At 41.4% G+C, this 26,250-nt stretch carries 21 protein-coding genes; 9 read left to right on the top strand and 12 right to left on the bottom strand.

Features of this window, described 5'->3' with window-relative positions; all coding sequences use genetic code 11:
• The first annotated feature begins 1 nt into the window (after window position 1).
• Both V7K36_RS15480 and V7K36_RS15485 read left to right on the top strand, forming a co-directional pair.
• Entirely contained in the window at window positions 2–517 is a 516-nt protein-coding gene (locus tag V7K36_RS15480) for a GNAT family N-acetyltransferase (protein ID WP_335117108.1), read from the top strand.
• 174 nt (window positions 518–691) lie between these two features.
• Window positions 692–1,450, top strand: coding sequence for a HEAT repeat domain-containing protein (locus tag V7K36_RS15485; protein WP_335117110.1), 759 nt, complete (start codon window positions 692–694; stop codon window positions 1,448–1,450).
• 90 nt (window positions 1,451–1,540) lie between these two features.
• Here V7K36_RS15485 and V7K36_RS15490 read toward each other — a convergent pair whose 3' ends face one another.
• The 4 genes from V7K36_RS15490 to V7K36_RS15505 all read right to left on the bottom strand — a co-directional run bounded on the left by V7K36_RS15490 (window position 1,541) and on the right by V7K36_RS15505 (window position 6,425).
• Window positions 1,541–1,948 (bottom strand): phosphomannose isomerase type II C-terminal cupin domain, encoded by a 408-nt coding sequence (locus V7K36_RS15490; RefSeq protein ID WP_335117112.1) that lies wholly within the window; start codon window positions 1,946–1,948, stop codon window positions 1,541–1,543.
• A gap of 256 nt (window positions 1,949–2,204) precedes the next feature.
• Window positions 2,205–3,548, bottom strand: coding sequence for a PQQ-dependent sugar dehydrogenase (locus tag V7K36_RS15495; RefSeq protein WP_335117239.1), 1,344 nt, complete (start codon window positions 3,546–3,548; stop codon window positions 2,205–2,207).
• Between the two features lie 509 nt (window positions 3,549–4,057).
• Window positions 4,058–5,248 carry an EAL domain-containing response regulator gene (locus V7K36_RS15500; protein WP_335117115.1) on the bottom strand — a complete coding sequence of 397 codons (1,191 nt, stop codon included), beginning with the start codon at window positions 5,246–5,248 and terminating at the stop codon, window positions 4,058–4,060.
• Between the two features lie 1,051 nt (window positions 5,249–6,299).
• Window positions 6,300–6,425: a hypothetical protein gene (locus V7K36_RS15505; RefSeq protein WP_335117117.1), complete on the bottom strand. Its 126-nt coding sequence runs from the start codon at window positions 6,423–6,425 to the stop codon at window positions 6,300–6,302.
• Between the two features lie 289 nt (window positions 6,426–6,714).
• Between V7K36_RS15505 and V7K36_RS15510 the strand changes: the two genes are divergently transcribed.
• Complete coding sequence (locus V7K36_RS15510) at window positions 6,715–8,697, top strand: DUF262 domain-containing protein (RefSeq protein WP_335117119.1); 1,983 nt, start codon at window positions 6,715–6,717, stop codon at window positions 8,695–8,697.
• Between the two features lie 301 nt (window positions 8,698–8,998).
• On the opposite strand, the gene V7K36_RS15515 is transcribed toward V7K36_RS15510, so the two are convergent.
• Window positions 8,999–9,232 (bottom strand): DUF433 domain-containing protein, encoded by a 234-nt coding sequence (locus tag V7K36_RS15515; RefSeq protein ID WP_094347793.1) that lies wholly within the window; start codon window positions 9,230–9,232, stop codon window positions 8,999–9,001.
• Between the two features lie 239 nt (window positions 9,233–9,471).
• Entirely contained in the window at window positions 9,472–10,194 is a 723-nt protein-coding gene (locus V7K36_RS15520) for a Uma2 family endonuclease (RefSeq protein WP_335117121.1), read from the bottom strand.
• Window positions 10,195–10,328: 134 nt separating this feature from the next.
• On the opposite strand from V7K36_RS15520, the gene V7K36_RS15525 reads away from it, so the two are divergent.
• Entirely contained in the window at window positions 10,329–11,327 is a 999-nt protein-coding gene (locus tag V7K36_RS15525) for a DUF4351 domain-containing protein (RefSeq protein WP_335117123.1), read from the top strand.
• 186 nt (window positions 11,328–11,513) lie between these two features.
• On the opposite strand, the gene V7K36_RS15530 is transcribed toward V7K36_RS15525, so the two are convergent.
• Window positions 11,514–13,091, bottom strand: a complete 1,578-nt coding sequence (locus V7K36_RS15530; RefSeq protein WP_334948149.1) for an NAD(P)H-quinone oxidoreductase subunit 4 — start codon at window positions 13,089–13,091, stop codon at window positions 11,514–11,516.
• 338 nt (window positions 13,092–13,429) lie between these two features.
• Here V7K36_RS15530 and V7K36_RS15535 point away from each other — a divergent pair, with 338 nt between their 5' ends.
• Window positions 13,430–13,687, top strand: coding sequence for a hypothetical protein (locus V7K36_RS15535; protein WP_335117126.1), 258 nt, complete (start codon window positions 13,430–13,432; stop codon window positions 13,685–13,687).
• A 103-nt stretch (window positions 13,688–13,790) separates the two neighbouring features.
• On the opposite strand, the gene V7K36_RS15540 is transcribed toward V7K36_RS15535, so the two are convergent.
• From V7K36_RS15540 to V7K36_RS15560, 5 genes are all read right to left on the bottom strand, one after another.
• Window positions 13,791–14,777 (bottom strand): O-methyltransferase, encoded by a 987-nt coding sequence (locus tag V7K36_RS15540; protein ID WP_335117128.1) that lies wholly within the window; start codon window positions 14,775–14,777, stop codon window positions 13,791–13,793.
• A complete protein-coding gene (locus V7K36_RS15545) occupies window positions 14,774–16,225 on the bottom strand; it encodes an ATP-binding protein (protein ID WP_335117130.1) in 1,452 nt (483 codons plus the stop codon). Before V7K36_RS15545 ends, V7K36_RS15540 begins: the two co-directional genes overlap by 4 nt.
• Before the next feature lie 296 nt (window positions 16,226–16,521).
• On the bottom strand, window positions 16,522–18,624 hold the full coding sequence (locus V7K36_RS15550; protein WP_335117132.1) for an NAD(P)H-quinone oxidoreductase subunit 5: 2,103 nt from the start codon (window positions 18,622–18,624) through the stop codon (window positions 16,522–16,524).
• A gap of 197 nt (window positions 18,625–18,821) precedes the next feature.
• The gene (locus tag V7K36_RS15555; RefSeq protein ID WP_334826346.1) at window positions 18,822–19,208 is read right to left on the bottom strand and encodes a thioredoxin family protein; all 387 of its coding nucleotides are present in this window, start codon (window positions 19,206–19,208) and stop codon (window positions 18,822–18,824) included.
• A 523-nt stretch (window positions 19,209–19,731) separates the two neighbouring features.
• Window positions 19,732–20,448 carry an NnrU family protein gene (locus tag V7K36_RS15560; protein WP_335117134.1) on the bottom strand — a complete coding sequence of 239 codons (717 nt, stop codon included), beginning with the start codon at window positions 20,446–20,448 and terminating at the stop codon, window positions 19,732–19,734.
• Window positions 20,449–20,660: 212 nt separating this feature from the next.
• On the opposite strand from V7K36_RS15560, the gene V7K36_RS15565 reads away from it, so the two are divergent.
• The 4 genes from V7K36_RS15565 to V7K36_RS15580 all read left to right on the top strand — a co-directional run bounded on the left by V7K36_RS15565 (window position 20,661) and on the right by V7K36_RS15580 (window position 26,070).
• The gene (locus V7K36_RS15565) at window positions 20,661–21,674 is read left to right on the top strand and encodes a LysR family transcriptional regulator (RefSeq protein ID WP_334826348.1); all 1,014 of its coding nucleotides are present in this window, start codon (window positions 20,661–20,663) and stop codon (window positions 21,672–21,674) included.
• 468 nt (window positions 21,675–22,142) lie between these two features.
• A complete protein-coding gene (locus V7K36_RS15570) occupies window positions 22,143–23,546 on the top strand; it encodes a serine/threonine-protein kinase (protein WP_335117136.1) in 1,404 nt (467 codons plus the stop codon).
• A gap of 25 nt (window positions 23,547–23,571) precedes the next feature.
• Window positions 23,572–24,615, top strand: a complete 1,044-nt coding sequence (locus tag V7K36_RS15575; protein WP_335117138.1) for a substrate-binding domain-containing protein — start codon at window positions 23,572–23,574, stop codon at window positions 24,613–24,615.
• Window positions 24,616–24,669: 54 nt separating this feature from the next.
• Complete coding sequence (locus V7K36_RS15580; protein WP_335117140.1) at window positions 24,670–26,070, top strand: ABC transporter substrate-binding protein; 1,401 nt, start codon at window positions 24,670–24,672, stop codon at window positions 26,068–26,070.
• Window positions 26,071–26,250 lie beyond the last annotated feature (180 nt).

Below are 26,250 nucleotides of genomic sequence, written 5' to 3' on the forward strand. Positions count from 1 at the left end.
AGTGTCTGAACAACTACTACCTGGGTATATTATTCGCCGTGGCTCCGCTTTGGATCGATCGCTGCTGCTTAAATTCATGCAGCGAACTTACCAGGATCTTTTTCCCAATGAGGATTTTTCTCACCTAGAACAAACAGTTAAGCAATACTTCTCCAGCGATACACCCTTGTGGTGGGTCGATTTTTTGGGTGAGGGAGATCAGGGGAGAAATAACCAATACCCCATGCCCCATACGCAATACCCCATTGCCTGCCTCTGGGTGGGCAATGCCATAGATCAAGTACATGGCAACCGTCATGCTCACATCTTTATCCTCTACGTTGTACCAGAACATCGGCGACGGGGTATTGGTAGAGCATTGATGCGATATGTGGAAAATTGGGCTATTCAAAGAGGCGATCGCCAGATTGGATTACAAGTGTTTCAATCAAACAAACCCGCATTAAATCTTTACAATCAGTTAGGTTATCAAACCCAATCCCTGTGGATGGTAAAATTCCTGAGTGCAGAACAATAAACTAAAAGATAGCGATAACATAGTGTAGGGTCTGAGTTATAGCGGTTCTCGTTTGGATAAAACTCAACGAGGGAGAACGGAAAGTGTATAATAACGCAACTAATATATATAAAGATTTAACTTATTGGCACATCGCATTATGTGTTAATCCCTTTTCGGGATTGAAATGAAATTATGTATGACGAAAACGATCTAAGCCTACTTGATATTGAGGAGGAGCTAGAAAGCCCCTTAGATAAAATAGAGCCGCTAACTGCCGAATCAGTTGTGGCAAAGCCTGATCCAGAAGTGATGCTAGCCTTGCTGGAAAATCCCCAGCCCCAGCAAAGAATGTTAGCAGCGCGTGCTTTTTGTGATCTAGAAGATGCGCGTGCTACCCCCCATCTGATTCGCCTGTTAACTGATATCTGTCCCTTAGTGCGGGTGAGTGCAGCCTATGGCATCGGACGTAATCCCAGTTCAGAAGCAGTGAGTCCATTAATTGCTCAACTAAACAGTGATTGGAATGGCTATGTGCGTAAAGGTGTTGTTTGGGCTTTAGGAAACTGTCGCGATCGCCGTTCTTTACCACCCTTAGCAGATGCCTTAAGAACCGACATTTCCGCAGTGCGTTTGTGGGCTGCTAGCGCCTTAGCACAGATGGGAGCAGTGGGTTACGAAGCAGTTATCGGGGCAATACCACCATTAATTGAAGCCTTAGTTCAAGATCCTGTGGCAGCAGTGCGGAGTAACAGTGCTTGGGCAATTGGTCAACTGTGCCGCGAACTACCTTCTAATGTAGTTTATGCCACAGCGATCGACGCCCTAATTCAAGCCTTTGCCGAAGACCAAGATTTAGGAGTACGGGAAGACGCTAAAGCCTCACTTTTAGGAGTGGGTGATCCCCGTGGCTTACAGCTGATTGAAACCCTGGAACAAGAAGGATGGTTTTAATTAGGCATGGGGCAATTCAATTTTGGATTTTGGATTGACAATTTTGGATTAAATTTCAATCTAAAATCCAAAATCTAAAATCTAAAATTCTTACTGTCCTTCAGCTACAGGTTTGACCAAATTTAAGTCATAAGGACGCTCAGTATCATCCTCACCTAAATATTCACCATTTTGAATTTCCAGAATAACTAGCGGAATATGTCCAGGATTTTCTACCTTATGTAGGGTTGCTGAGGGAACATAAGTTGATTCGTTTCGATTCAGTAATATTTCCGTATCGCCACAAGTCACCTTCGCCACACCGGAAACTACAACCCAATGTTCATTGCGGTGATAATGGATTTGTGGTTTAATGCCGTGCCTGGGTTTGATTTCAATACGACTAATTCTATAGGTTTCTCCCTCCTCGATCACCTCCACCTCACCCCAATATCGTGTACCGGAATGTGGAGACAATTCGTTGATATTTGACTGAGTATTATTGTCATTCTGAGTCATAACTAATTTTTCAACCAAATGATTATCAGTATTTTTAATTAAACACAATAAAGCTGGGGATGGGAATGGTAACAATATTTCTAGTAGATATCTCCAGAAATTAATGATGCTTTACCTGAAACCCTTGTAGAGACGTTAGATATAACGTCTCTACAATCATTTTCACTGTTTTAAACTGTTTTAACTTGACCCCAGGGAATCGATTCTATCTCTGAATTTCTTAATTTTGAATTTTGAATTTTGAATTTTGAATTGCCTAACCCCCCTTATACTGAATCCGATAAATCCGATTATTGGCTTCTTCTGTTAGTAGTAGACTGCCATCTGGCAACACAAGTAAACCAACAGGCCGTCCCCAAGTGCTTGGTACAGAAGGATTTAGCAAAAATCCTGTGAGAAAATCTTCGTAGTAGCCAAGCGATTGCCCTTTAGCATCGAAGGGAACAAATACAATTTTATAACCAGTGCCGCGATCGCGATTCCAAGAACCACGAAAAGCCGCAAAAGCACCGTAACGGTATCTTTCTGGAAACGTTTTACCATCATAAAACTGCAAACCCAATGCTGCTGAGTGCGCCTGGAACAGGACATCAGGCGTTTGGGTACGGGCTACTAGGTCGGGGCGTTTACTTTTGTCATCCGTCTTTTGGCGGGGATCGAGGTTGTTTGGTGTCAGATAAGCATAAGGCCAGCCGTAAAATGCCCCCTGTTTAACGCGTGTCAGATAGTCTGGAACCAAGTCATCACCGATTCCATCGCGTTCGTTAACAGTGGCGTAAAGTTCCTTAGTTACAGGATGAAAATCTAAACCAACAGGGTTACGCAAGCCGGAAGCAAAAGTTTGCTCCTGGGAACCATCTAAATTCATCACCTGTATCGAAGCCCGTGGTAGGCGTTCTTCATCCACATTGCTTCCTGAGCCAACTGAAACATATAATTTATTGCGATCGGGTGATACCACCACGTTACGCGTCCAGTGCTGGTTATAGCCACCACCAGGAAGGTCAGCAATTTTTTCACCGATGCCAGTTAGTCGCTGTTGACCTTTGGTGTAAGGAAACCGTAAAACCGCATTAGTATTACCCAAGAAAAAAGAATTGCCTGCAAACGCCATCCCAAAAGGAATATTAAGTCCGTTGTCGCCACTTGCAAAGGTTTCTCGAACGTCGGCTACACCGTCAGCATTGCTGTCACGCAACAGACGAATCCGGTTTTCCCTAGTTTCAGTCACCAGAACATCACCACTGGGGGTTAAAGCTAGCCAGCGTGGGGCATCTAAACCTTCGGCAAAGACGTTAACTGTAAAGCCTGGTGGTACGCGCAGCACCGGATTTTGCGGTATGGGCACAACCTTTGGTTGCTTGGAGGCACTTTTTGTTGCGAAGGGTGCTGGTAAATTCTTCAGATTTATCCGGATGCGTGTCGGTGAAAGTACTTCAGTACGGACAATATTTTTTGGCTGTGTAAGATTCTGTGTATGTTGGGCAGAAGGTACAGGTGTTTGTGGTGTGGGATTATCTGAGGAAGCGCGAATCTGGTTACACGCTACTGCCAAGGTTAGTAAAAAAACTGGCAGCAAGAAACGCGCAGCGACTTTCATGGCGGTAGACACTATACACAATTTTTCTACTCTAGACTTGAGACTTAATAATTGTCGCCAGTCTAAAGTTTGATTTTTTATCGAAAAGTTGGGTTTAAAACCCCGTGCTTCTAGCACCGCTTTATATTTACGAGTGTTGCATTTGCCACTAATATATTAAGATCCTAATTAGTACCGATGGACAGTCGGGAATCCAAAACGCCTATGCAGACGGTTTGCTCTTGTACTGAGATATCTCAGTCTAGGTCAAAGTCGAAATCCCGTAAGAGAGTAACTAGGAAGTCTTTGAAGTGATTCTTTAGTTGCCTCCCTACCTTCAGGAAAGGAGTCATGTCACTTAGTCAACCTATTAGGGACTTCCAAATAAAAAATCTCCAACTATTTATTATGGAATGGGATAATTTATTTCTTGGAAATCCCTTAAGGTACTAGGAAAATAATTTACTCCCCAATGCCCAATGCCCAATGTCCAATGCCCAATGCCCAATATTTAAACATATAAGCATTTCTTAGTTAAAAAAATTTTCAAATTCTGCTGCTGGCAATGGACGACTAAATAGAAAGCCTTGGATAGAATTACAGTTTTGTTGCCGCAAAAAAGCCAGTTCGGCTTCCGTTTCTACACCTTCAGCAACTACATCTAGATTTAGATTATGAGCCATTTCAATCAATGCTTTAGTAATCGCTGATTTCTGTGGATCGTTAGCAACATTATGGATAAAATAACGGTCTATTTTTAATGTGTTAATTGGTAAGTTTTTCAGATAAATTAAAGAAGAGTAGCCCGAACCAAAGTCATCGATCGCAATTTTTATACCCAAGGATTGCAATTTGTTCATAGTAGCGATCGCACTATTTATATCTTGCATAATCATACTTTCAGTGAGTTCTAGCTCTAAGTAATGTGGTTCCAAATCATTCATAGCTATTAAATTGACTATTTTCTGAATCAAATCTGGCTGATTAAATTCCATTACTGACAGATTGACAGCAACAATCATAGAATAAATTCCGGCATCGCGCCAGCTTTTCATCTGTTGACACACCGTTTTTAATACCCATTTACCAAGTGGAACTATTAAACCTGTAGACTCTGCTAACGGAATAAATTCTGTTGGATAAATCATCCCCATTTCCGTACTTTTCCAGCGCAATAAACTTTCAGCAGCTACTATTTTCCCCGAATTCATATCAACTATTGGTTGATAATAAATTTCAAATTCTTGAAATTTATCTTGTTTGATAGCCCGATGTAAGCTAATTTCTAATAGATGCATTTTCGGAGATAAGTTGTTAATTCTAGTCTGAGGAGATAAATATCTTTTTAAAGTAGCGTACTTTTCCAACCTATTCATGATGGCACTTAATAACTCAGCCCGAGTGAATGGCTTAGTTATATAGTCATCGGCACCCATATCCATACCTTGACGGAAGTCAGATTTGGCAGATTTTGCAGTGAGAAAAATGAAGGGGATTATTGCCGTTGACCGATCTTCGCGTAACGCTGTTAGCACACCATAACCGTCCATTTCTGGCATCATCAGATCACAGACAATTAAATCGGGAGCTTCGGAGATAGCCAAATGTAGCCCGATTCTGCCATTAGCCGCAGCAAGAGTTTCAAAACCCTCAGCTTCTAGTAAGTCTAAAATGTTTTCACGAACTGCCTCTTCATCTTCTATTATTAAAATTTTGGGCATAATTTACCTCAATTTATGTTTCATTATTTAATGACAAAATGACAACAAACTTTGTCCGAAATCCCAACAAAGTTGTGACAAATGTTTCACGTTAGTAGATATCTATACACTTTTTTCAAATGTACTATTCACACAAACTCCAATGAGCCAACCTGGTTTGTCATGTCTGGCAGTACCAGATGACAAGACCAATAACTTGATCTTGGTTATCTACAACTGGCAGTAGATGGAACTGCTGCTGGTGCAACAGTGATAGCACTGAGGCTAGTTTTGGAAATTATGACACGTTCAATGGCATGACTGAGGTATGCATAACTTCAGAAATACTGGCTGTTTGCAAGCTAGATCCTGAAACTATAAGCAGTACCATATCATACTTACTAAAGTACCCCACTACCTGCAAAGCAGCAAGAAGCTAAGATACTCTTGCTCCGTGCTGCCATCAGTGCGTAGGCGTAGCCCGTCGTACACATCGCATCTAATAGTAGTGTTTCCAGCACGACCATCCGCAGCGCTCTGTCAATTATTCACTCTCAGCTTTAGCTTTGTGGCTTAGAAGTTGAGGCTAAGGGTTGCATAGATTTTTACGATCGCTATTATTAAAAAATACTTATTTAAAGCTGATTGCTTAAGTATTTTTGCCTATTTTGACCCGAAATAAGTAGTAATATTTGGGTTATAAAAAATATTAAAAAAGTGTGTTAAGAATGACAAACTGGCTTATATCCAGCTAGTTGGGCATTGGGCAAAACAGTTCCCAGTTCCGTTAGCGGATAGCTACAGCACTTGCGTCTTGTTATGAGGTACACTAGACTTCTTGCATAAATCAAAAATTAAGAACCCCACCCCGCATTTGAGTAAAGCAAACGCTCCCCTCCCTAAGAGCGGGGAGGGCTTGGGTGTGGGGTGTTAGGGACTTTTTGCAAGAGGTCTACTATAGCAATCCTAAATCATTCGTGAGAGAGAAAATCGCTGAAAGGCTTTAAAATACGTACTTTTAATCTCAGTATTTTCTCACGTTTCAATTCGGATTGCTATAATTGCTGCTACTCTACCTCATAACAGCCGTAAATGCTGTAAGTACGTAGCTGCGATCGCGGTTTATTCCGGCTGCGATCGCATCAAGTGTAGCTTTGCGATCGCTATCCATCCGAAACGTAATATTTTCTTTGCTCATCGTTCTGTCAAATCAGGCTGTCTTGCATAGTCTTATATTGCAATATATTGTAATGCAACGGTAGTAGCGATCGCTATTATCTCAGTTCAAAACTCTACACCCGTATCATTGAAATTATTTATATTTCGATCTGTTCAAAGACCAGTGCGTTTGGTGCTGGCTTTCAGTGGTGCGTGGAATCTACTAGGGTTTGTATGTTATTTTTTAACACCTCTAATGTCTTGCTATTTTTGGGAATAATAATTCTAGATTGACAGTATAACTCACGACTACAGAGGATCTATAAGTAATGCAAGCCTCAGAAATTAAGTTGCAACAAATTATTGAAGGAGCAAAACAGTACGTTGTACCCCTGTTTCAGCGAGCCTACAGTTGGAAAAAATCTGAATGGCAAGCATTGTGGAATGACCTTGTAGAACTCTGTGCAATGGATAATCCCCGTCCTCACTTCATGGGTTCCATTGTCACTATGCCAACCACATCCGTGCCTGAAGGAGTAAGCAAATATCTTTTGATTGACGGGCAACAGCGCTTAACGACAGTTTTTATTCTTCTTTCCGCTTTGCGGGATAGAGCCAAGCAGTCAGTAGAGGAACTAGCAGCAGAAATTCACAATACTATTCTAGTTAACCCATACAATAAAGACCTAGATTACTACAAATTACAGCCCACACAGATAGATCGTGAAGTATTTTATCGTATCATCAATTCTCAATTACAGAGTGATGGAAGTGGTATTTCAGAATGTTATTCTTTCTTTGAAAATAAAATTCGACAGAGTGGGTTAGAATTTCAAAAAATCAAAAAGGTTCTCTGTAGTAACTTTTCACTTGTAAGTGTTGTACTCAGTACTGATGATGATCCGTACCTAGTTTTTGAAAGTCTTAATGCTAAAGGGAGACCTTTAAGCCAAGCAGACCTGATTCGTAACTATTTCTTTATGAAAATTCACACAGATAGTCAGGAATCTGTCTATATCCAGTACTGGCAGCCTATGCAGGAACTTTTGGGAGAAAACCTGACAGAATTTATTCGTCACTACCTGACAAAAAGTGGTGTAGATGTAAAGCAAAGTGAAATTTATTTTGAAATAAAAGAGCGAATTAACAAAAGTGATGCACTGACGTACCTTAAGGATTTGCATGTATTTGCCGAATACTATGTAAGGCTTTTGAATCCAGAGCGAGAAAAAAAGGATAAGGTACGTAAGTATTTCAATCGCCTCAATCGCTTGGAAGTTGCAACTGTTTATCCATTTATTCTGAACTGCTACGATGATTGGATGCAAACCAGAATCACAGAGGACGAATTTATTTCTGTTCTGCAAATTATCGAGAACTTTATCCTTCGTCGTTTTGTTTGCAATATTCAAACGAGAGGATTGAATAGAATATTTGCATTACTTTACTCACAAGTTAGTAAAGATACCAGTCTGGCTTCCGATAATTTTGTAGGGCGATTTAAGTTGGCTCTCCAGAGTCGCGACTATCCCAAGGACGTAGAATTTAGAGCTAGATTAATGGATGTGAAGCTATACGGAGGTAATCGTTCTGAGAAAGCAAAGCTAATTCTTGAATCAATTGAGGAATCTTTCAAACATAAAGAGCAGGTATCTTTTGATGGGCTTTCTATTGAGCACGTCATGCCACAAACTCTGAATGAATGGTGGAAAGAGCATTTAGGAGAAAATTGTGCTGTAACTCATGAATTACTTCGTCATTGTCTAGGAAATTTAACACTTACAGCCTATAATTCAGAGCTTTCTAACGATAAGTTTCCGTCTAAGTGCATTCACTTTCAAAATAGTCATTTGGAATTGAATAAGTATTTCTACAATAGAGAGCGTTGGCAAAGAGAGGATATTGAAGCACGGGCAGCATATCTTGCCGAACGTGCTTTGCAGATTTGGAACTACTTTGGTGACGAGCTAGCACAGTCGTCTCAACCTAGTATCCTGACTGGTACTATTCCCAAACGACTCCATCTATTTGGTCAAGAGCATTCTGTAAAAAGCTGGCGAGATGTCCTGGAAATTACCTTGAATTTGCTTGCCGATTTGGAGCCTGAGCGATTCCAAGACATTATGCAGGAGTTCCCTCGCTTTGTAGGATGGGATGAAAAAGACTTTCGTCATACCCGAAAACTTCACAATGGAGCTTTCATTGAGGTCAACTTATCAGCAAAAGATATTGATGCATTCTGTCGAAAGGCAATAGAAACAGCAGAACTATCAGTCGAAGAATGGCAGATTGAGACACTGAATTCGCCTTAACTACTTGTGTGTAGACGTTTTCTAACAGCTTGCCACAGGCATCACAACTGTTAGGATGAAGGGCAGGACGATTAATTATGTCCAATTAGTGGGACTTAGACAAAAAACACCCACAAAAAAGCCTCAAATCTATATACAGAAATACTTTGACATCGTTTTGTTTGGTTTCTTGACATATCTGAGTTTCAGCCATTTTTGACTATTTGGTGTATTTACCTTACCCAGCATGGGTTTGAGGCTTGTTTATCCCTCAAAAATGTTTAAGTTCCGTTAGGAGGCAACTGAGCATCAATCCAAATTTTCATGCTGTCAATCGAGGAAAGTCTGTTCGCCGTGCTGCAAACAATAGACAGGCTTGGATATCTTCGAGTTCGAGATCGGGAAAATCCTCTAAAATCTCAGAAACACTGACATTCTCAGCCAACATTTCTAAAATGTCACTCACACGAATTCTCATACCTCGAATACAAGGACGACCACCACACTGACCAGGAGTTTGAGTAATGCGAGTCAACAAATCAACCCTTGAGTTCATGCAAGTATTTTAATATCAGGTACTTTTATTTAACTCTAATTCTGCGATCGCAATTATCCCAGCCTAGCATCTCAGTGTAGCAGAAGGGTAATCGCAATTATCCCAAGTTCACATAACAGCACCTAACCTAAGTTGAGCAGTTTTAGGTTAGTTGTAGCTTCAGGTAATCAATGAAGTCCAGAATTTCTGTATCACTGAGTTGTAGGCGCGATCGCTTGCCATTGCAAAAGTTGGTGAATCTATGACAAAGTTTCTGGCTCAACACCTAGCGCATTCAATCTTTCAATTAACATTTTCACCTGTTGTTCTGCTTGCACACGTCGCTGTTCTTCAAAAGTTGTGCGTTCTTCGGCTTCCCTGATGCGTTCTTCTGGTGTCAGCAATCTTTGCCCTTCCTCGTCATACCAGTAGAGCCATTCGCGCACGATACCTTGATAAATTCCCCGTTCTCGCCCAATTCCTAAACCAATCTCTGGTAGCCAAACGGGATTTCCTGACATTAAAATATATTCCCCATCAACTAGGTGATACACCTCCAAAGGTGGATTTTTACGACGAAGGGGACTATATACAACGTAGTACAAAATTCCTAATTCTTTGGCATAAAATTCTTTCTTGGTGGTGTATTCTTCCCGATATATTTGAGAAATAACTTCTAGTGCTAAAATTGGCAGTTTATTTTCTTCCCAGAGCACATAACTCAGGCGCAAGTCCTCATCAATAAAGCGTTTAACTCCTAAGCTGAGAAACCCATCAGGGACAATTGCTGATTTGTCTGGGTGATAATAAATACCCATGTCAACACCAAAGAACCAATCCCAGCGATCACACCAAACCAAAGCCAGTATCGTTTTCAGCAAGCCGGGAATTAAATTTTGTAGTTCATTATCCACAGCAGTATCATCTGAGTCGGGTAGTTCTTCGGAAGATGGCAAACAATGCAACGGATTGTAGTTTAACATGAGCGGTTTTGCCAAATATGATTGTACCTTGATTGTAGGAAATGTATCGATAATTAAATAGGTATACCAAGGTAAAATGATTGTGGATTCCAGTATCCACATCAATTTGACGAAAATCAGCCTCTTGGATAAATATGACCAATATTAGCGATGTCTACGACGGGCTACGCCTACGCGCTGATTTTGATAGCCCTTGGAAAGAAATTCTAGAAGCTTATTTTCCCCAAGCAATGCATTTCTTTTTTCCAGAAACTTCTGCATTAATTGATTGGGAACGTCCCTACGAATTTCTAGATAAAGAATTTCAACAAATAGCTCGTGAAGCCGAACAGGGTAAGCGATATGCTGATCAATTAGTCAAAGTTTGGCAAACCCAAGGGGAAGAACTTTGGTTATTAGTCCATGTTGAAATTCAGGCACAAAAAGAAGATAACTTTAGCAAGCGGATGTTTACGTACAATTTTCGCATATTTGACCGTTTTGATCAACCAGCAACGAGCCTTGCAATTCTCTGCGATCAAAACCGCGAATGGCGACCAAGCAATTACAGTTACAATTATCCCAATACTCGCTTAAATTTTGAGTTTGGCAGTATTAAACTTTTGGATTACGAAAGTCGATTTCACGAGTTAGAAAATAGCAATAATCCATTTGCAACTGTCGTCATGGCGCATTTGAAAACGCAGCAGACGCGCTCATCACCCGAACAACGCAAAATATGGAAATTTAGCTTAATTCGCAGGCTATATGATTTGGGCTTAGAAGAGCAAGATATTCGTAATCTGTATCGATTTATCGATTGGGTTATGATATTACCAAAGGCATTAGAAAATCAGTTTTGGGAAGAGTTTAAACAATTTGAGCAGGAGCGGACTATGAGATATGTAACTACAGGTGAGCGCATCGGCTACGAGCGTGGAAAACAAGAAGGTAAACTAGAAGGTAAACTAGAAGGTGAACAACAGCTTATTTTAAGGTTATTACAAAAACGATTGGGAGAATTATCACCACAATTGCAAGAGCACATCCAATCTCTTTCTTTAAATCAATTAGAAACTCTTGGTGAAGCTTTGTTAGATTTTACTGCTATGGAAGATTTACTTAACTGGTTGCAAACAAATCAATTAGCTTAAAATATATTTTTATGAAAATTGTAAAAAATACATCTACTCACTTACCACATACAGGATTTTTTGGACTCAGTTCGATGAGTTGTTTTTACTTTAACGAATCAAAAGTTACGAGTGAGTAACAAAAAGGGCAGGTACACAACCCGCCCTCAAACTAAAAAATATTTAAACTAAACTAGCGATCGCAACTTAATTAGCGATTTGGGGCGCACTCAAAGAAACCTTTAGTGTTTCGTCTTTTTGCTGTGCTAATGTCGGCACAGAATCACGCAATCTTGCCGTCAATTGTACAGTTGTAGCGTCATACATCTGAGTCAGCAATTTTGGATAGAAACCAATACCAATAATTGGCACTAACAAACAGGCAATGATAAATACTTCACGGGGTTCAGCATCTATCAAAGCTTGGTGAGAAACTAATTCCTTGTTTTCTTCTCCGTAGAAAATTTCCCGCAACATCGACAGCAGATAAATCGGAGTTAAAATCACTCCCACTGCCATCAAGAACACCACAATGACTTTGAAGGTAGAGCTATAAGCATCGCTAGTAGCAAAGCCCACAAATACCATTAATTCTGCCACGAAACCGCTCATCCCTGGCAATGCCAAAGAAGCCATTGAACAGGTGGTGAACATGGCGAAAATCTTCGGCATTCTCTTAGCGACACCACCCATTTCATCCAACATTAAGGTGTGTGTCCGGTCATAAGTTGCGCCGACAAGGAAGAACAAACTCGCTCCAATTAACCCGTGGGAAACCATTTGTAACACTGCCCCACTTAATCCCAAATCGGTGAAGGAGGCAATACCAATCATCACAAAGCCCATGTGGGAAATTGAGGAGTAGGCAATTTTTCGCTTCAGGTTGCGCTGGGCAAAGGATGTCAGGGCAGCGTAGATGATATTAACTACCCCCAAAACCACTAATACTGGTGCAAAAAAAGCGTGAGCATCGGGGAGCATTTGGGCATTCATCCGAATTAAGGCGTAACCGCCCATTTTCAGCAAAATCCCTGCTAGCAACATATGCACGGGGGCTGTAGCTTCACCGTGGGCATCAGGTAGCCAAGTGTGCAAAGGAATAATCGGCAACTTGACGGCGTAGGCAATTAGGAAGCCAGCATAAAGTGCAAGTTGGAAATTGAGGGCGAAATCTTTAAGGGCGAGCGATCGCATGTCGAACGTCACCGTATCGCCGTAAAATCCCATTGTCAGGGCAGATAGCAAAATAAACAGCGACCCGCCAGCAGTGTATAAAATAAATTTGGTCGCTGCATATTGCCGCCTTTTGCCTCCCCAAATCGACAGCAGAAAGTATATCGGCACCAGTTCCAGTTCCCAGACCAGGAAAAATAACAGCATATCCTGGACGGCGAACACGGCAATCTGACCGCCATACATCGCCAAAATCAAGAAATAAAATAGCTTCGGCTTGAAGGTAACAGGCCAAGCTGCTAAAATCGCCAGCGTAGTAATGAATCCAGTCAAAATAATTAGGGGCATGGATAAGCCATCTGCCCCTACTGACCAATTCAAATCAAGTTGGGGTACCCAGGGGTAACTCTCCACCAACTGCAAATCTGGATTGGAGAAATCATACCCAGTAGAAAAAGCATAAACAATTAGTGCAAAATCTATCAGCCCTACGATCAGGGAATACCAGCGCACTGTTTTGCCTTCTTTATCCGGGATGATGGGAAGAAGTAGCGACGCCGCTATCGGAAACAGAATAATCGTCGTCAGCCACGGAAAATTAGCTGTATTCATCACAATTCGTCTGCTATCAAAATCATGTTTGGCAAAAAGTCACTAGTTATTAAGTAACAGCTTTTTGGGGATTTCGTCTTCCTCGTTAGGTTGATTTAATTAAATTGGCAATCTTCCATTTCTTCTCTTGGGAATCTTTTTTGACAGTTGGGGGCGCGGAATGTGGGTTGGGATACTCGCGGTCAAGTCAAAAATTTACCCTAAAAAAGCCGCTAAAATTATAGTTTAGTGGTGCGATCGCGTAGCCTGTCGGATCGCTAAAAATACACAATGCTGTTTGGTAGTTGTTGAAAAAAGCGATTTTGTGCAAAAAAAACATCACAGGAGAAATAACCCCTATGATAATCGCACAAATTGAAAGTCAGATTCGTTATGTCACCAACGCAGATGGAGAAACAACAGATGTACTCGTCCCTATAGAACTTTGGCAACAGCTTATAAGTTCCATAAATTCTGATAACGTCAGTGGTTTAGCTTGGATTGATGAACAAGAGCCAAAAGCACAAATATTAGCCGATCTGCAAAAGACCGTGCGACAAGCAGCAGTAGGACAAACTTTTCCAGTTTCAGAGCTTTGGGACGATATTGAAGCCTAGATTTATGGCAGAAGTTCGTTTTGCACCTTCCTTAAAATATTCTTAGCGTTTGATGCTTAATTAAAAGTTCAGCATAACAGGTACTGAATAAGCAAATTGGTTATCAAATAAGGATTCTTGAGAAGAATGGAGATTGACGATAAAAAATAACATATGTTTTCAACATTTCAAGTGATAATTTCTCGTTTTTATCAAATAAAAATCCTAATTTTTCTTGAATGACTTCCGCTTCTGAATTAGGCAAAAGAGCGTCAATGTACAAACGTTCCTTAACCGTTAGGTTAGGTACATTTATCCTTTGTGGTTTCCTCCAATTGGTGTTGCTAAGTTCCCATTGTTTTATATTAGTTTTATTAAAAAAACTAATTTCTTGTTCCTTGTCTAAAATAATGCCTGTAACAGTTAACATTTCTTGTCCATCAGAATATGAGAAGGAAGTTATTGGTTGAAAAGAAACATCACGTCTTCCCTGGGTTGCTAGATTAGCAGCAAATTTTAGAACTAGACATAATGCTTCTGGAAACCTCTTTTGTGTCATCATATCTGTAGTCACTTCAGCAGAGGGGAAAATATCTCCTAATCTTTTCCTTAACTCTTCTAGCCTTAGTTTCTGTATTTCATCTGATTTAGCTCCTGGCTGTGCTGGTAGATAGGAGGCAGCATGAGAATTTAATGTAATTTTTATAACATCAAATGGAAGAAGTTTATTAATAATAGCTTGAAATTCTTCGATTTGATTCCTTAAATCGGAGGGTTTTGTATAATCTAACCAAATAATAGTTCCATCATTTCTTTGAAAATTAGTTATAAAATCACTGCTATTTTTCAAAAAACAGTCAATACAATTATGCGGCTGGTTAAATTTCTGCCGCTTATAGACCTCTTCATCCTCCTCTATTGAAATCATCTTAGAAATTCTAAAATAAGAGTGGATATACTTAAAATCTTCCAGTGAATGACCACCAAAACCTATATAACTGTACTCAGAAATGTCACAGAACTTGTCAATTTTTGAGATAAGTTCCATAAATGCATATCTGTCAATTGCTTTATTTTGTCGTAGGTGATAAGGAATAGATGTACCAGTCATTGTTTAGCTTCTTTTAAAAATCTTTCAAAGCACTCATTACCAACCTCTGAGGGATCACGCTCCAAGTCTTCAAATAAATATTCAGCAACTATCTCAATTTCTTTTGAAGGTCTTGAAAAGCTTATGTTATTTCTTTTATTTCCAGAATTTTGAGCCTCTGGCACGGGTAGGATAGGAGTAAACTTTCTTTCAGTAGAAAAGGATCTATTATCGCTTGTTCTTTTCTTTACTGGTTTCCAAACTTCTTCAGGTATTGCCTCGAATATTACATTTGGATCGGCAATCTTAGCTTTACTTACTATTTCTTTTTCTTCAGGAATATTTCTCTTCCACTTATTGGTATAGGAAGTAAAAATTTTCAGCCCTTCCCGCATAAAATTCTTCACATATAAATAGATATCAGAAGATGCATCTATCCCTCTCTTTGTAGTTGTAATAGGAAGACTTCTTGCATCTTTGCTACGAAAATGTATGACACCTGAAATAGCAATAAATTGAGGGTGATAACTAGGAACTGTTGCTTCACCCCAGCCAGTTAAACGTGTTTTGTCACAATATAATACTACGCGGTCGTTACAAATAATAGTCCAACCTGCTGTATCACTACTTCGTCTGATACCCTCTGTCTCATCATTTACTTCATCTTCGCTAGCTATTGATCTGTAAAAACCGACGGCTAGCTTGATTTGAACTTCATCTTTCTGAGCTTCATAAAGATATGGAGCAATGGCAGCATTTTGATTGCTTATTTTCTCAACACCATCCCAGAGAAGATTTAGAGATATTAGAGGGATTTTTGCTCCATTCACATAGATAGTAAATCCTTTGTTAATAATATAGCTGTAATGATGGGAGATTTTTCCTACAAGGGAGTTAAAGAGAGGTGATTGTGGCGACGCAAATTGTGTGATAATTCCATCACGTAGATGTGTTACTTCAATTGCTGTACCATTTTCAGATAGAGAAGATTGTATTCTTTCAATAGGTAATTCCCAACTATCAGAGGTTAGCCATTCGGGATTAATTGTAACTTTGAAGGAATCATTTTCGGTTTTAGATATTATTTCACTTGAGCATCCCATCTTGAAGATAGCTCTTTTCATACCAATACCATAAGTACCAATAGTGTAAGTGTTACCATTGATGATATCTGTCGGTCTTCCCATTCTAAAAGCATAGTGTTGAGCTTCTGGGGGGATACCTCCACAGTTATCCTCAATTTTAAATCCTTCACTTGAAAATGTTATTTTTGCCCAAAAATTTTGATATGGCTTATCTGAACTTGGGCTATCTTTAATAATGCGTTGTATTCCATCAACACAATTATCTAGAAGATCAAGAATTGAATCTTCTAGATCAATATCGCGAGTAAGCATCTCTACAAAAAAGTTTTTGGTAGGTGATGCATTTACTTGAGTTGGTAGCTTTGCCTCATTATCTGAAACCATTTTGAATCCTGATTTATGCCCAGTATGTCTATTAAACTAGCCAGATAATCTCCTTGATTTTGGTAGTATGCTTTTAACTATCTAGTTTTTTTGGCATCTATAGGAATCCGGTTTGATTATTAAAAAAAATTTAAAATAAAAGCGTGACTGGATAAGGCTTTCAGTCCCAGTATATTTTTAAAATTCAAGTCGGATTTCTATATTTTTAAGTTCATCTATTAAATTTGTAGTCACAAGGTAACTAACTACCATAAAGAAATAATGTAGGGGCGGACAGCCGTCCACCCCAATTAAAATCAGGTCACACCAAAGACAATCACTAAACCCAATACAGCCCCAAACACAATCAAGGCATAGAATTGAGCGCGACCGTTTTCTAGGTACTTCAGACCTTCACCGCTGACAAGGGTGAAAAAGCCTGTGAGGTTAACAGCACCATCAACAACGCGGAAGTCAACTTCCATAACTTGTCTAGCTAGGCGACGCAAGCCGAGGACAAAAACCCGATGGTAAATGTCATCAAAGTACCACTTATTGAGGGATAACTCGTAAAGTGGTTTGATTTTAGCAGCGATCGCAGCCGGGTCAATCTTATGGCGCAAATACATCAGCGAAGCCAAGGTAATCGCAATCAAAGAAATTCCGACTGAGGCACCCGCCATAATGTAGAATTCAGTCGGATTGAACTCGGCAGCCTTTTCTATAACTTCGGAGAGGGTTTCGCTAGGAGGAAAGATAAACTCTTCAAAATAATTGGCGTAGGGAGTTCCTAGCAAACCAATCAAAATCGAAGGCACTGCCAACAGTGCCAAGGGCAGAGTCATTGTCCACGGCGACTCATGAGGAGAATCGCTATGATGCCCATGGGAGTCATGGGAATCATGGTGTTCACCAGTTGCGGCCAATTCTCCTTTTTTCATTGCCCCAGGCCCAAAATTCGGGACTGGTTCTTCTGACTCTAATTCCAGGACGATTGTCGCCGCCGCCTTCTTGAGTTTTTGCTTGATTTTCTCGTCATTACCCCGGAATTCGCCTTCAAATGTCGAGAAATACATTCTAAACATATAGAAAGCGGTAATCCCAGCAGTTAGCCAGCCAATCAACCAGAGAAATGGGTTAGCCTCAAAAGCCTTGCCCAGAATTTCATCTTTTGACCAGAAGCCAGCAAAGGGCGGAATACCAGAAATTGCCAAGCAACCAATCAAGAAGGTAGTTGCTGTGACGGGCATATACTTGCGTAGACTTCCCATCAAGCGCATATCTTGTGCTAAGGCGGGGTCGTGACCGACAACACCTTCCATGCCGTGAATTACTGAACCTGAACCCAAGAACAGCATTGCCTTAAAATAGGCGTGGGTCATCAGGTGGAATAGTCCAGCACTGTAAGCACCGATTCCCATTGCCATCACCATGTAACCAAGTTGGGAAATGGTGGAGTAAGCCAAGCCCTTCTTAATATCATTTTGGGTAATGGCAATGCTAGCCCCCAAAAACGCGGTAAACGCCCCAGTAAAGGCAATCACGTTCATTGCTGCTGGAACGTGTTCAAATACTGGGTACATCCGGGCAATCAGGAAAACACCTGCTGCCACCATTGTTGCTGCATGGATTAAGGCAGAAATTGGGGTGGGGCCTTCCATTGCATCTGGTAGCCAGACATGGAGGGGGAATTGGGCTGATTTAGCAACTGGCCCTAAGAAAACTAAAATCGCAAACAGGACAGCGAGAAAATTGCTGATAGAACCTGATTGTACTAGTTGGGACAGGCGATCGCCGATGACATCAAATTCAAAGCTTCCTGTTGCCCAGAACAGACCCAAAATGCCGAGTAATAGACCAAAGTCACCCACGCGGTTAGTTACAAATGCTTTTTGAGCGGCATCGGCTGCTGACTTGCGATCGTACCAAAAGCCGACCAGCAAGTAAGAACACATCCCCACCAGTTCCCAGAATATATAAATCTGTACTATGTTGGGGCTGAGTACCAGACCTAACATTGAAGAACCAAACAAACTGAGATAAGCATAAAACCGTACGTAACCGGGATCGTGAGCCATGTAGCCATCGGTGTAAACCATGACTAAGAAGGCGACCGTTGTCACAATCACCAGCATTAGGGCTGTCAGGTGGTCAATAGTGTAGCCCATGTTCAGGTGAAAATTACCTGCTGCGGCCCACTCCAAGGTGCGGATATAAGTCGCGTGTCCTTGAATTTGACTCCATAGCAAGGCAAGCGACAGCCCCATAGCTGCTCCCATTAGGGAGATAATCACCACAGCGTTAAGCTGCCGGAGGCGGTTTGTCACCTGATTCAACGAGATTAACCCTAGACCGACCAGCATTGCCCCAAAAAGAGGTAATACCGGAATCAGCCAGGCATACTGATAGATTACTTCCATCACTGACGCCTACTTTTAGAATTCTTAACTAGCGTGTCGGAACTGTTAATAATTGTGACACACACCCTTTAGGATAAAATAACCCACCCAATGACCTTTGGGTGGGGTGTTAAGCATGGTTTTAGATTTGGTCATTTGTCATTGGTCATTTGTCATTGGTCATTTGCCCTTGATCCGAAGCCCAATGCCAATACCCATCAGGCTGACCGATACTCTAAGTCCACTATTTTTGAACTTTTGTAGATTTTGGGGCAACTGCTGTAGCTGGCTTTAATCTCTTCTAAAGCTAGACGTAAATCTTCTCTGCCGCGAAAGCTTTCCAAGCGATGGCGAATAGTGCCATTTTCAATCAATAGTAAAGTGGGTAGTGATTTCAGCCTATAAGTAGTAGACAATTTAAAATTTTGATCGGCGTTAACCCCAACTAATTTAATTTCCTCCCCGCATTCGGCTTGGAATTCCAACAACAGTGGGTGGATAATTCGACACAAGCCACACCAAGGTGCTTCAAAGTTAACTAAAACAGGAATAGGAGATTCTAAAACTTCTTGAGTAAATGTCCGTTCACTAACCGACAACACCATGACACCTCTTGGATTATAAGGTTTTTATATTAAATTACCTATCGCCACTGAATTCAGTAGTGCTGAGTTCCGAGTCCTGTTAGCCGATAGCTAGGGTTTAGCCCGTGCTGAGTAGAAATCCATAACTAAAGTTAGGGGATTGAATGAGGAACTCGTTTCTTTTTCTTTAAGAGTCAAGTGGGGGCGCTTTCAGGAACCAAATCTCAGGACACAGAATAATTAATTAGGCAAAAATTGAGCGCGTTGATGTGTCTCTGATAAAAAAGCCAGCGCGACTTTCACGGTGGCTTTTTTGGAAGTTAAACTCCTGATTGCCGTCTCTAGCTGGGAATTTGACTGAATCTGCCACTTACTCCCAAGGAAAAGCAACTGACCAACAACTACCAATGTAAAATCTTAAGCTGACTCAACAGACCTCCACTAATAGATGTTTTAACTTATCCTACATTGATTTGGGGGCAATTGATAAGCTGAAATTCTCATTTATTTAGGATTTTCTGCTGACACTAGGGATCACCTAAAATTACCATCCTATACTACTAGTTGCTTCCAGTAACAGAGGGTGCGACCACCAAAGCAAAGCGATAAAAATCGCAACTCCCAAATAGGCAGGGCGGAGAAATTCCTGCCATTTGATAGATTGACGTCCGTCGATAATTGCTTTGAAGGGAATAATTGAAGTTCGTTGTTTGGCAATTTCAAAGGCTTCCCCATAGCGATGCAAGAGGCGGCGATCGCCGTGCCAAACCCCAAACAAGTGATGCAACACCAATCCAATGGAAGTCACAAGTGTAAAGGTAGTACCCAGCCACAGAGTATGGGCAACACACCAAATTATTTGTCCCACCATCTGGGGATGACGGGTAATCCGAATAATTCCTGTTTCGTAAAGATGAACTTGGGGCTTTTGAATAGCAGCAATTTCTAGTAGATTGAAGGTAGCAGGATATAAAAACAAAAACGAGATCGCTGACAGCAGCCAAACAAATTCTCGCACTCCTAGCACCCCTTGTACCTGCCAAAGTTGCAAACCATCATAGCGGTGCCCAAAAAAGTAAATAATTAATATCACAGCCAACGGGAGGCTAACTAATGCAAAGAGAATGCGATAAAGCCTTGGTCCAATATATTTTTCTGCCCAAGGACGCAAAGCAGCGCCTCCACTGTGAGCGATCGCAAAAGCTATTTGTAACCCCAGTATGACAAAATGACTAGGTGTCAACCAAGAAATCAGCAGCATATACACAAGTGAAATAATTTAAAGAAAATGGAACTCAGTACAACCAATACCACAAAGTATTCAAAAGGAGACTTTAGTCGAAATGTTGTGCTAATGTCTTTTTCGAGTCAAGCCTTCAAGTTTAATATGCAACAAATCATGACGGGCTGATTGCTGCCAAACCTGATTTGTTGCGTGCATCCGCTCCTTTTAAAATTTGTGGTTTGAGCCTTATGTCTGACCTTCCTTTCACTTTAGATCAGTTACGTATTTTGAAAGCGATCGCTCAAGAAGGAAGCTTCAAGCGGGCCGCTGATAGTCTTTACGTCTCCCAACCTGCCGTGAGCTTGCAAGTGCAAAATCTCGAACGGCAGCTAGATGTCCCCTTATTCGACCGTGGAGGACGACGCGCCCAATTAACCGAAGCAGGGCATCTACTCCTCAGCTACGGTGAAAAAATCCTCAGTCTGTGTCAGGAAACCTGCCGCGCGATCGAGGATTTACAAAATCTCCAAGGCGGTACTTTGATTGTCGGTGCTTCTCAAACTACCGGCACTTATCTTTTGCCCAGAATGATCGGGATGTTCCGACAAAAATATCCAGATGTGGCAGTGCAATTACACGTCCACTCCACCAGGCGAACTGCTTGGAGTGTCGCTAACGGACAAGTTGATCTGGCGATTATCGGTGGTGAAATTCCCGGTGAACTATCAGAATCCTTAGAAGTTATTCCTTACGCTGAAGACGAACTAGCGCTGATTCTACCTGTCTTTCATCCCTTTGCCAAACTTGAAAAAATCCACAAAGAAGACCTATATAAATTACAATTCATTGCCCTAGATTCCCAATCGACTATCCGCAAAGTAATTGACCAAGTGCTATCACGCTGTGAGATTGATACCAGGCGTTTTAAGGTTGAAATGGAATTGAATTCCATTGAAGCAATTAAAAATGCTGTGCAATCTGGTTTGGGGGCTGCCTTTGTCTCAACTAGTGCGATCGCTAAAGAGTTACAAATGGGCGTTCTCCACTGTGCCAACATTGAAGGCGTCGTCGTCAAACGGACACTATGGCTGATTTTTAATCCTAATCGTTATAGATCCAAGGCCGCAGAAGCTTTTAGTCGGGAAATTTTACCCCAGTTTGCTAACCCTGGATGGAATCAAGATGTGTTAATATTGGCACAAAAAAACATAGTGGTAACTACCTTGGATGGAGCAACGCCCATCTCATCCAGCGAAGGCTAAAATCAGGTAACAAATAATTCATGAAAAGGAGTCAGAATTCAGGAGCAAAGCCGGAGACGTTTCCTGTCTTCTCCGGTCAGAATACCCCAGCAGTCAAGTCAGGGGTTTCAAGCTCTTTAATTCTTTTCTTCTCCTGGACGACTGAAGTCGCTTGCTCGCTTACCACGATTCATCCACTTTTTCGTTCAGAATTCAATTCTGAATTCTGGCGACTGGCACCTTTATTCTTCTTCGGTAATTCGTAATTCGTAATTATTAACCTATCGGTGTTTGTGCAGGGTGTCGTAGGCAAGCCGGGGGTTTGACACCAAGAAAAACTGTCCTGTTCTTAATGAATAAATTTAGTTGGTCTGTAACCTGAACTAATTACGAATTACGTTAGCGAATTGTCTCTTCTTGGGAGACGCCAAAGGCGAACGAGCGTCATTATCAATTAGGAATTATTTTGACTAGTGACTAATCACGAAAATGGAAGTTTACTGCACTCGTCCACGTTGTCCACGCCCACAAAACTATTTTGCCGATTTAGATGATATTACGACGCTGAGAACAATGCAGCAGAAGTACTGTACTACCTGCGGTATGCCACTGATGCTAGATGGTCGATACGTGACAACAAAGCTGCTGGGAAGGGGTGGGTTTGGAGCAGCATTTTTGGCACGCGATCGCCGAATACCTGGAATGCGTCAATGCGTGGTTAAGCAGTTTCAACCAGCAGGAAATTTAAGCACAACTCAATTGCAACAAGCGCAGTTAATGTTTGAGAGAGAGGCAGAAGTTTTAGCACAACTTGGTAATGATCACGAGCAAATTCCTGACTTGTTTGCCTTCTTTCCAGTGATAGTTAATAGCTTGCAACCAGGACAGCAAGACCAATTTTTTTACTTAGCACAAGAATACATTGATGGGCAAAACTTAGAGGAAGAATTAGTTCAAAATGGCAAATTCTCTGAACAGCAAGTTTTGCAGGTGCTGCAAGAAATCCTGAAGGTACTAGAGTTTGTCCATCACAGAGGCATTATCCACAGAGACATCAAACCTTCTAATATCATGCGTCGTCGTGATGGTAAACTTTTCTTACTAGACTTTGGCGCAGTCAAGCAAGTAACAAACGCTGCACTTGGTTCTGCGGCATCTTCCACGGGAATTTATTCTATGGGATTTGCACCGCCGGAACAGATGGCTGGGGGTCAAGTATTCCCATCTACAGACTTATACGCGTTGGCTGTAACTCTTATTACTTTGTTAACAAATCAGGAAGCAATTCAACTATTTGATGCCTATAGTAACCAGTGGAAATGGCGAACGCAAGTGACTGTTAACCCTCGCCTTGCTGACATTTTAGACAAAATGCTACTTCCTGCCCCCAATCAGCGCTTCCAGTCAGCCCAGGAGGTTCTAGATGCACTTAATTCACAGGCGGCTCAAGCCCCTACACAACTCAATTCGCCTTCTGTAACACTTCCGCCACAACCACCCAAAGGTTCTAGTCCCGTCGTCCCCCGCCGTCCACCAACTCAACCAGCGTTTTCTACACTGGAATTATTAGGTGGGGCGGCATTTAGTGGGTTTGAGGGTGCATTGATTGCGATCGCTCTCTTCAGTCTAATAAAATCACCAATACCTACTTTCATTGTTGCATCTGTGATTTTGGGGATACTAATATTTGTCCAAACCAGGCGGTGGATTGAAAAGTTCGATTTATTAATTATTCCGACAATTACTTTTGCGATTATTTTTTTTCTCCCCTTTTTACAAGGGGGTCGTGGCATTCAGACAGTAATTATTTTAGCAGTTGCAGCAGGCTTAGTAGCTATTTCAGTGGCAGCCATATTTCGACTTATCTATAAATTATTATCTCGCTTACTTTAAAAAACTTTTGCTGCTAACAGCCACTATGTCTCATAAAAACGAAACACTTAGCCTTTTCTTAGCCGTCGTCATCACCATTGGTTTAATCTTTGGTGGTCTATGGTTTTTTATGGAACGGTGGGCGCAATTAAGTGGAACTGTTACTAAACCTTCGGAGACTGGCAACACAGCTAATTCCATAAAGCAGTCGCCCAGTAAATGTGACGTGCCCAACCTCCCAGAGGGGACATTCAACTATGGTGGTAGCACAACCTGGGCACCCATCCGTAAAGAGGCAGACTCCGTACTGAAAAACCTCTGCTCTCAGTTTATTTTACGTTACACTCAACCTCCATCAGGTGAGCCAGGATCTGGAACTGGGATTCGGATGTTGATAGATAATCAACTAGCTTTTTCTCAATCTTCTCGCTCAGTTAAAGCCGAAGAAAATACAGAAGCTAAACAAAAAGGATTTAGTTTGAAAGAAATTCCGGTGGCGATTGATGGTATTGCGATCGCAGTTAACCAGAGTCTCAATATCCCTGGTTTAACTGTCGCCCAACTCAAAAATATCTACACAGGCAAGATTACCAACTGGCAAGAAGTAGGTGGTCCAAATTTACCAATTACAGTCTACTCTCGCAGCAAAGAAGCTGGAGGTACAGCCGAGTTTTTTGTCGAAAATGTTCTAAATAAAGAGAATTTTGGTGCAAACGTTAGTTATATTGGCACAACCACTGAAGCGGTACGAAAAGTAGCTGCGAGTCCTGGCGGAATTTACTATGCTTCTGCCCCAGAGGTTGTACCGCAGTGTACGATTAAGTCCCTGCCACTAGGGCGCACAAGCAGTCAATTTGTGCCTCCGTACCAAGAACCGTTTATACCTCCATCTGAATGTCCCAATAAACGTAATCAGTTGAATAGTCAAGCATTTCGTAGTGGAGACTATGCAATTACCCGCAATTTATTTGTCATCGTTAAACAAAATGGTCAAACAGATCAGCAAGCTGGCGAAGCTTATGCAAATTGGCTGCTGACACCTCAAGGTCAAGAACTGATCGAAAAAGCTGGATTTGTCAGACTTAAATGATCAAAATAGTTAGATTTAGCAAAATAAACATTTTTATTTTATTCAAATTTGTTCATGTCACAAAAGAATGAAACCACAGTTTTAGCCTTGTCCCTGCTGCTGACAGTTGGAATAGTTGGCGGTGGTGTGTGGTGGTTTACTAATGGCTCTGGGGTCAAAATTGGTAATACCATCATTCCAAATCAGGAAACAGGCCGCAATCTATCCCTACAAGGCCGGATTAGTTTTGGGGAAAAAACTTTGACTCCAGGTGACATTTCTTCTGCAAAAAAAGAAGGAGTACAGGCGATCGCTGCTAAAAGTTATGATCAGGCGATCGCTAATTTCACAGATGCCCTAAAACTCAACCGTAACGATCCAGAAGCGCTGATCTTTCTTAACAATGCCCGCATCGGGTCTTCCAAAAGCTACACCATTGTGGCTTCTGTACCAATAGGCACTGACCCCAATGCTTCTTTAGAAATTTTACGTGGTATCGCCCAAGCCCAAAATCAAGTTAATCGCTCTGGAGGAGTCAAGGGAGTGCCGTTGAAGGTAGGGATAGCTAATGACGACGACAATCCAGAAATAGCCAAGCAAATCGCTTCCAGCCTAGTCAGCAATTCAGAAGTATTAGGTGTAGTTGGTTCCACTACTAGCGATTCCACCTTAGCCGCAGGTACTATTTATACTTCTGGACAACTTGTAGCCATATCTCCTACCAGCACATCTGTAAAAATTTCTAACTTTAGCCGCTACGTTTTTCGCACAGTTCCCAGTGATTTTATGGCTGCTAGAAGTTTAGCCAACTATATGGCGAAAACCTTGCAGAAAAAAAATGCCGCAGTTTTCTTTAATTCTCAGAGTAACTATAGCCAGTCTTTAAAGTCTGAGTTTGTTTCATCTGTTTCCCTAGAAGGTGGACAAGTATCCAGCGAATTTGATTTGTCGCAGGTGGATTTTAGTGCGGCTAAAAGTGTAGAACAAGCAACTAAACAAGGTGCAGAAGTGTTGATGTTAGCTGCTAACACTGAAACTTTAGATAAAGCGCTGCAAGTAGTTCAGATTAACCAGAAACGGTTAATTCTGCTGGGAGGAGATGATGTTTACACCGTCAAAACTTTAGAAATTGGCAGAGAACAAGCTACGGGGATGGTATTGGCAGTTCCCTGGCATATTGATAGCAATCCTAAGTCAGATTTTCCCCAAAAATCTCGGCAGTTATGGGGCGGTGATGTGAGTTGGCGAAGCGCTCTCAGCTATGATGCCACTGTCGCTCTGATTGCGGCATTAAAACGCAATCCCACACGATCGGGAGTTCAACAAGCACTAGCCTCCTCTGACTTTTCTGCTACTGGTGCTTCTGGTACAATTCGGTTTTTAGCATCAGGCGATCGCAATGCGCCAGTCCAACTTGTGAAAATCGTTCCTGGTTCTCGTTCGCGCACTGGTTATGACTTTGAACCAGTGCGATAACCTTCATGCAAAAGAAAACTGCTGTATCTGCAATACCTTCGCTAAAATTAGAGGGTTAGGGCGAGACAAAAAAGCTCAATCCCTTGGATTGTAATGGTTTCAGGCTTTTGAATTGGGCTTTAAACCTATATCCCGAAACCCGCATTGTGCAGGCGTTCTAAAAAATTGGCGAAGGTATTG

The organism is Nostoc sp., from assembly GCF_036919555.1.
GTDB lineage: Bacteria > Cyanobacteriota > Cyanobacteriia > Cyanobacteriales > Nostocaceae > Nostoc.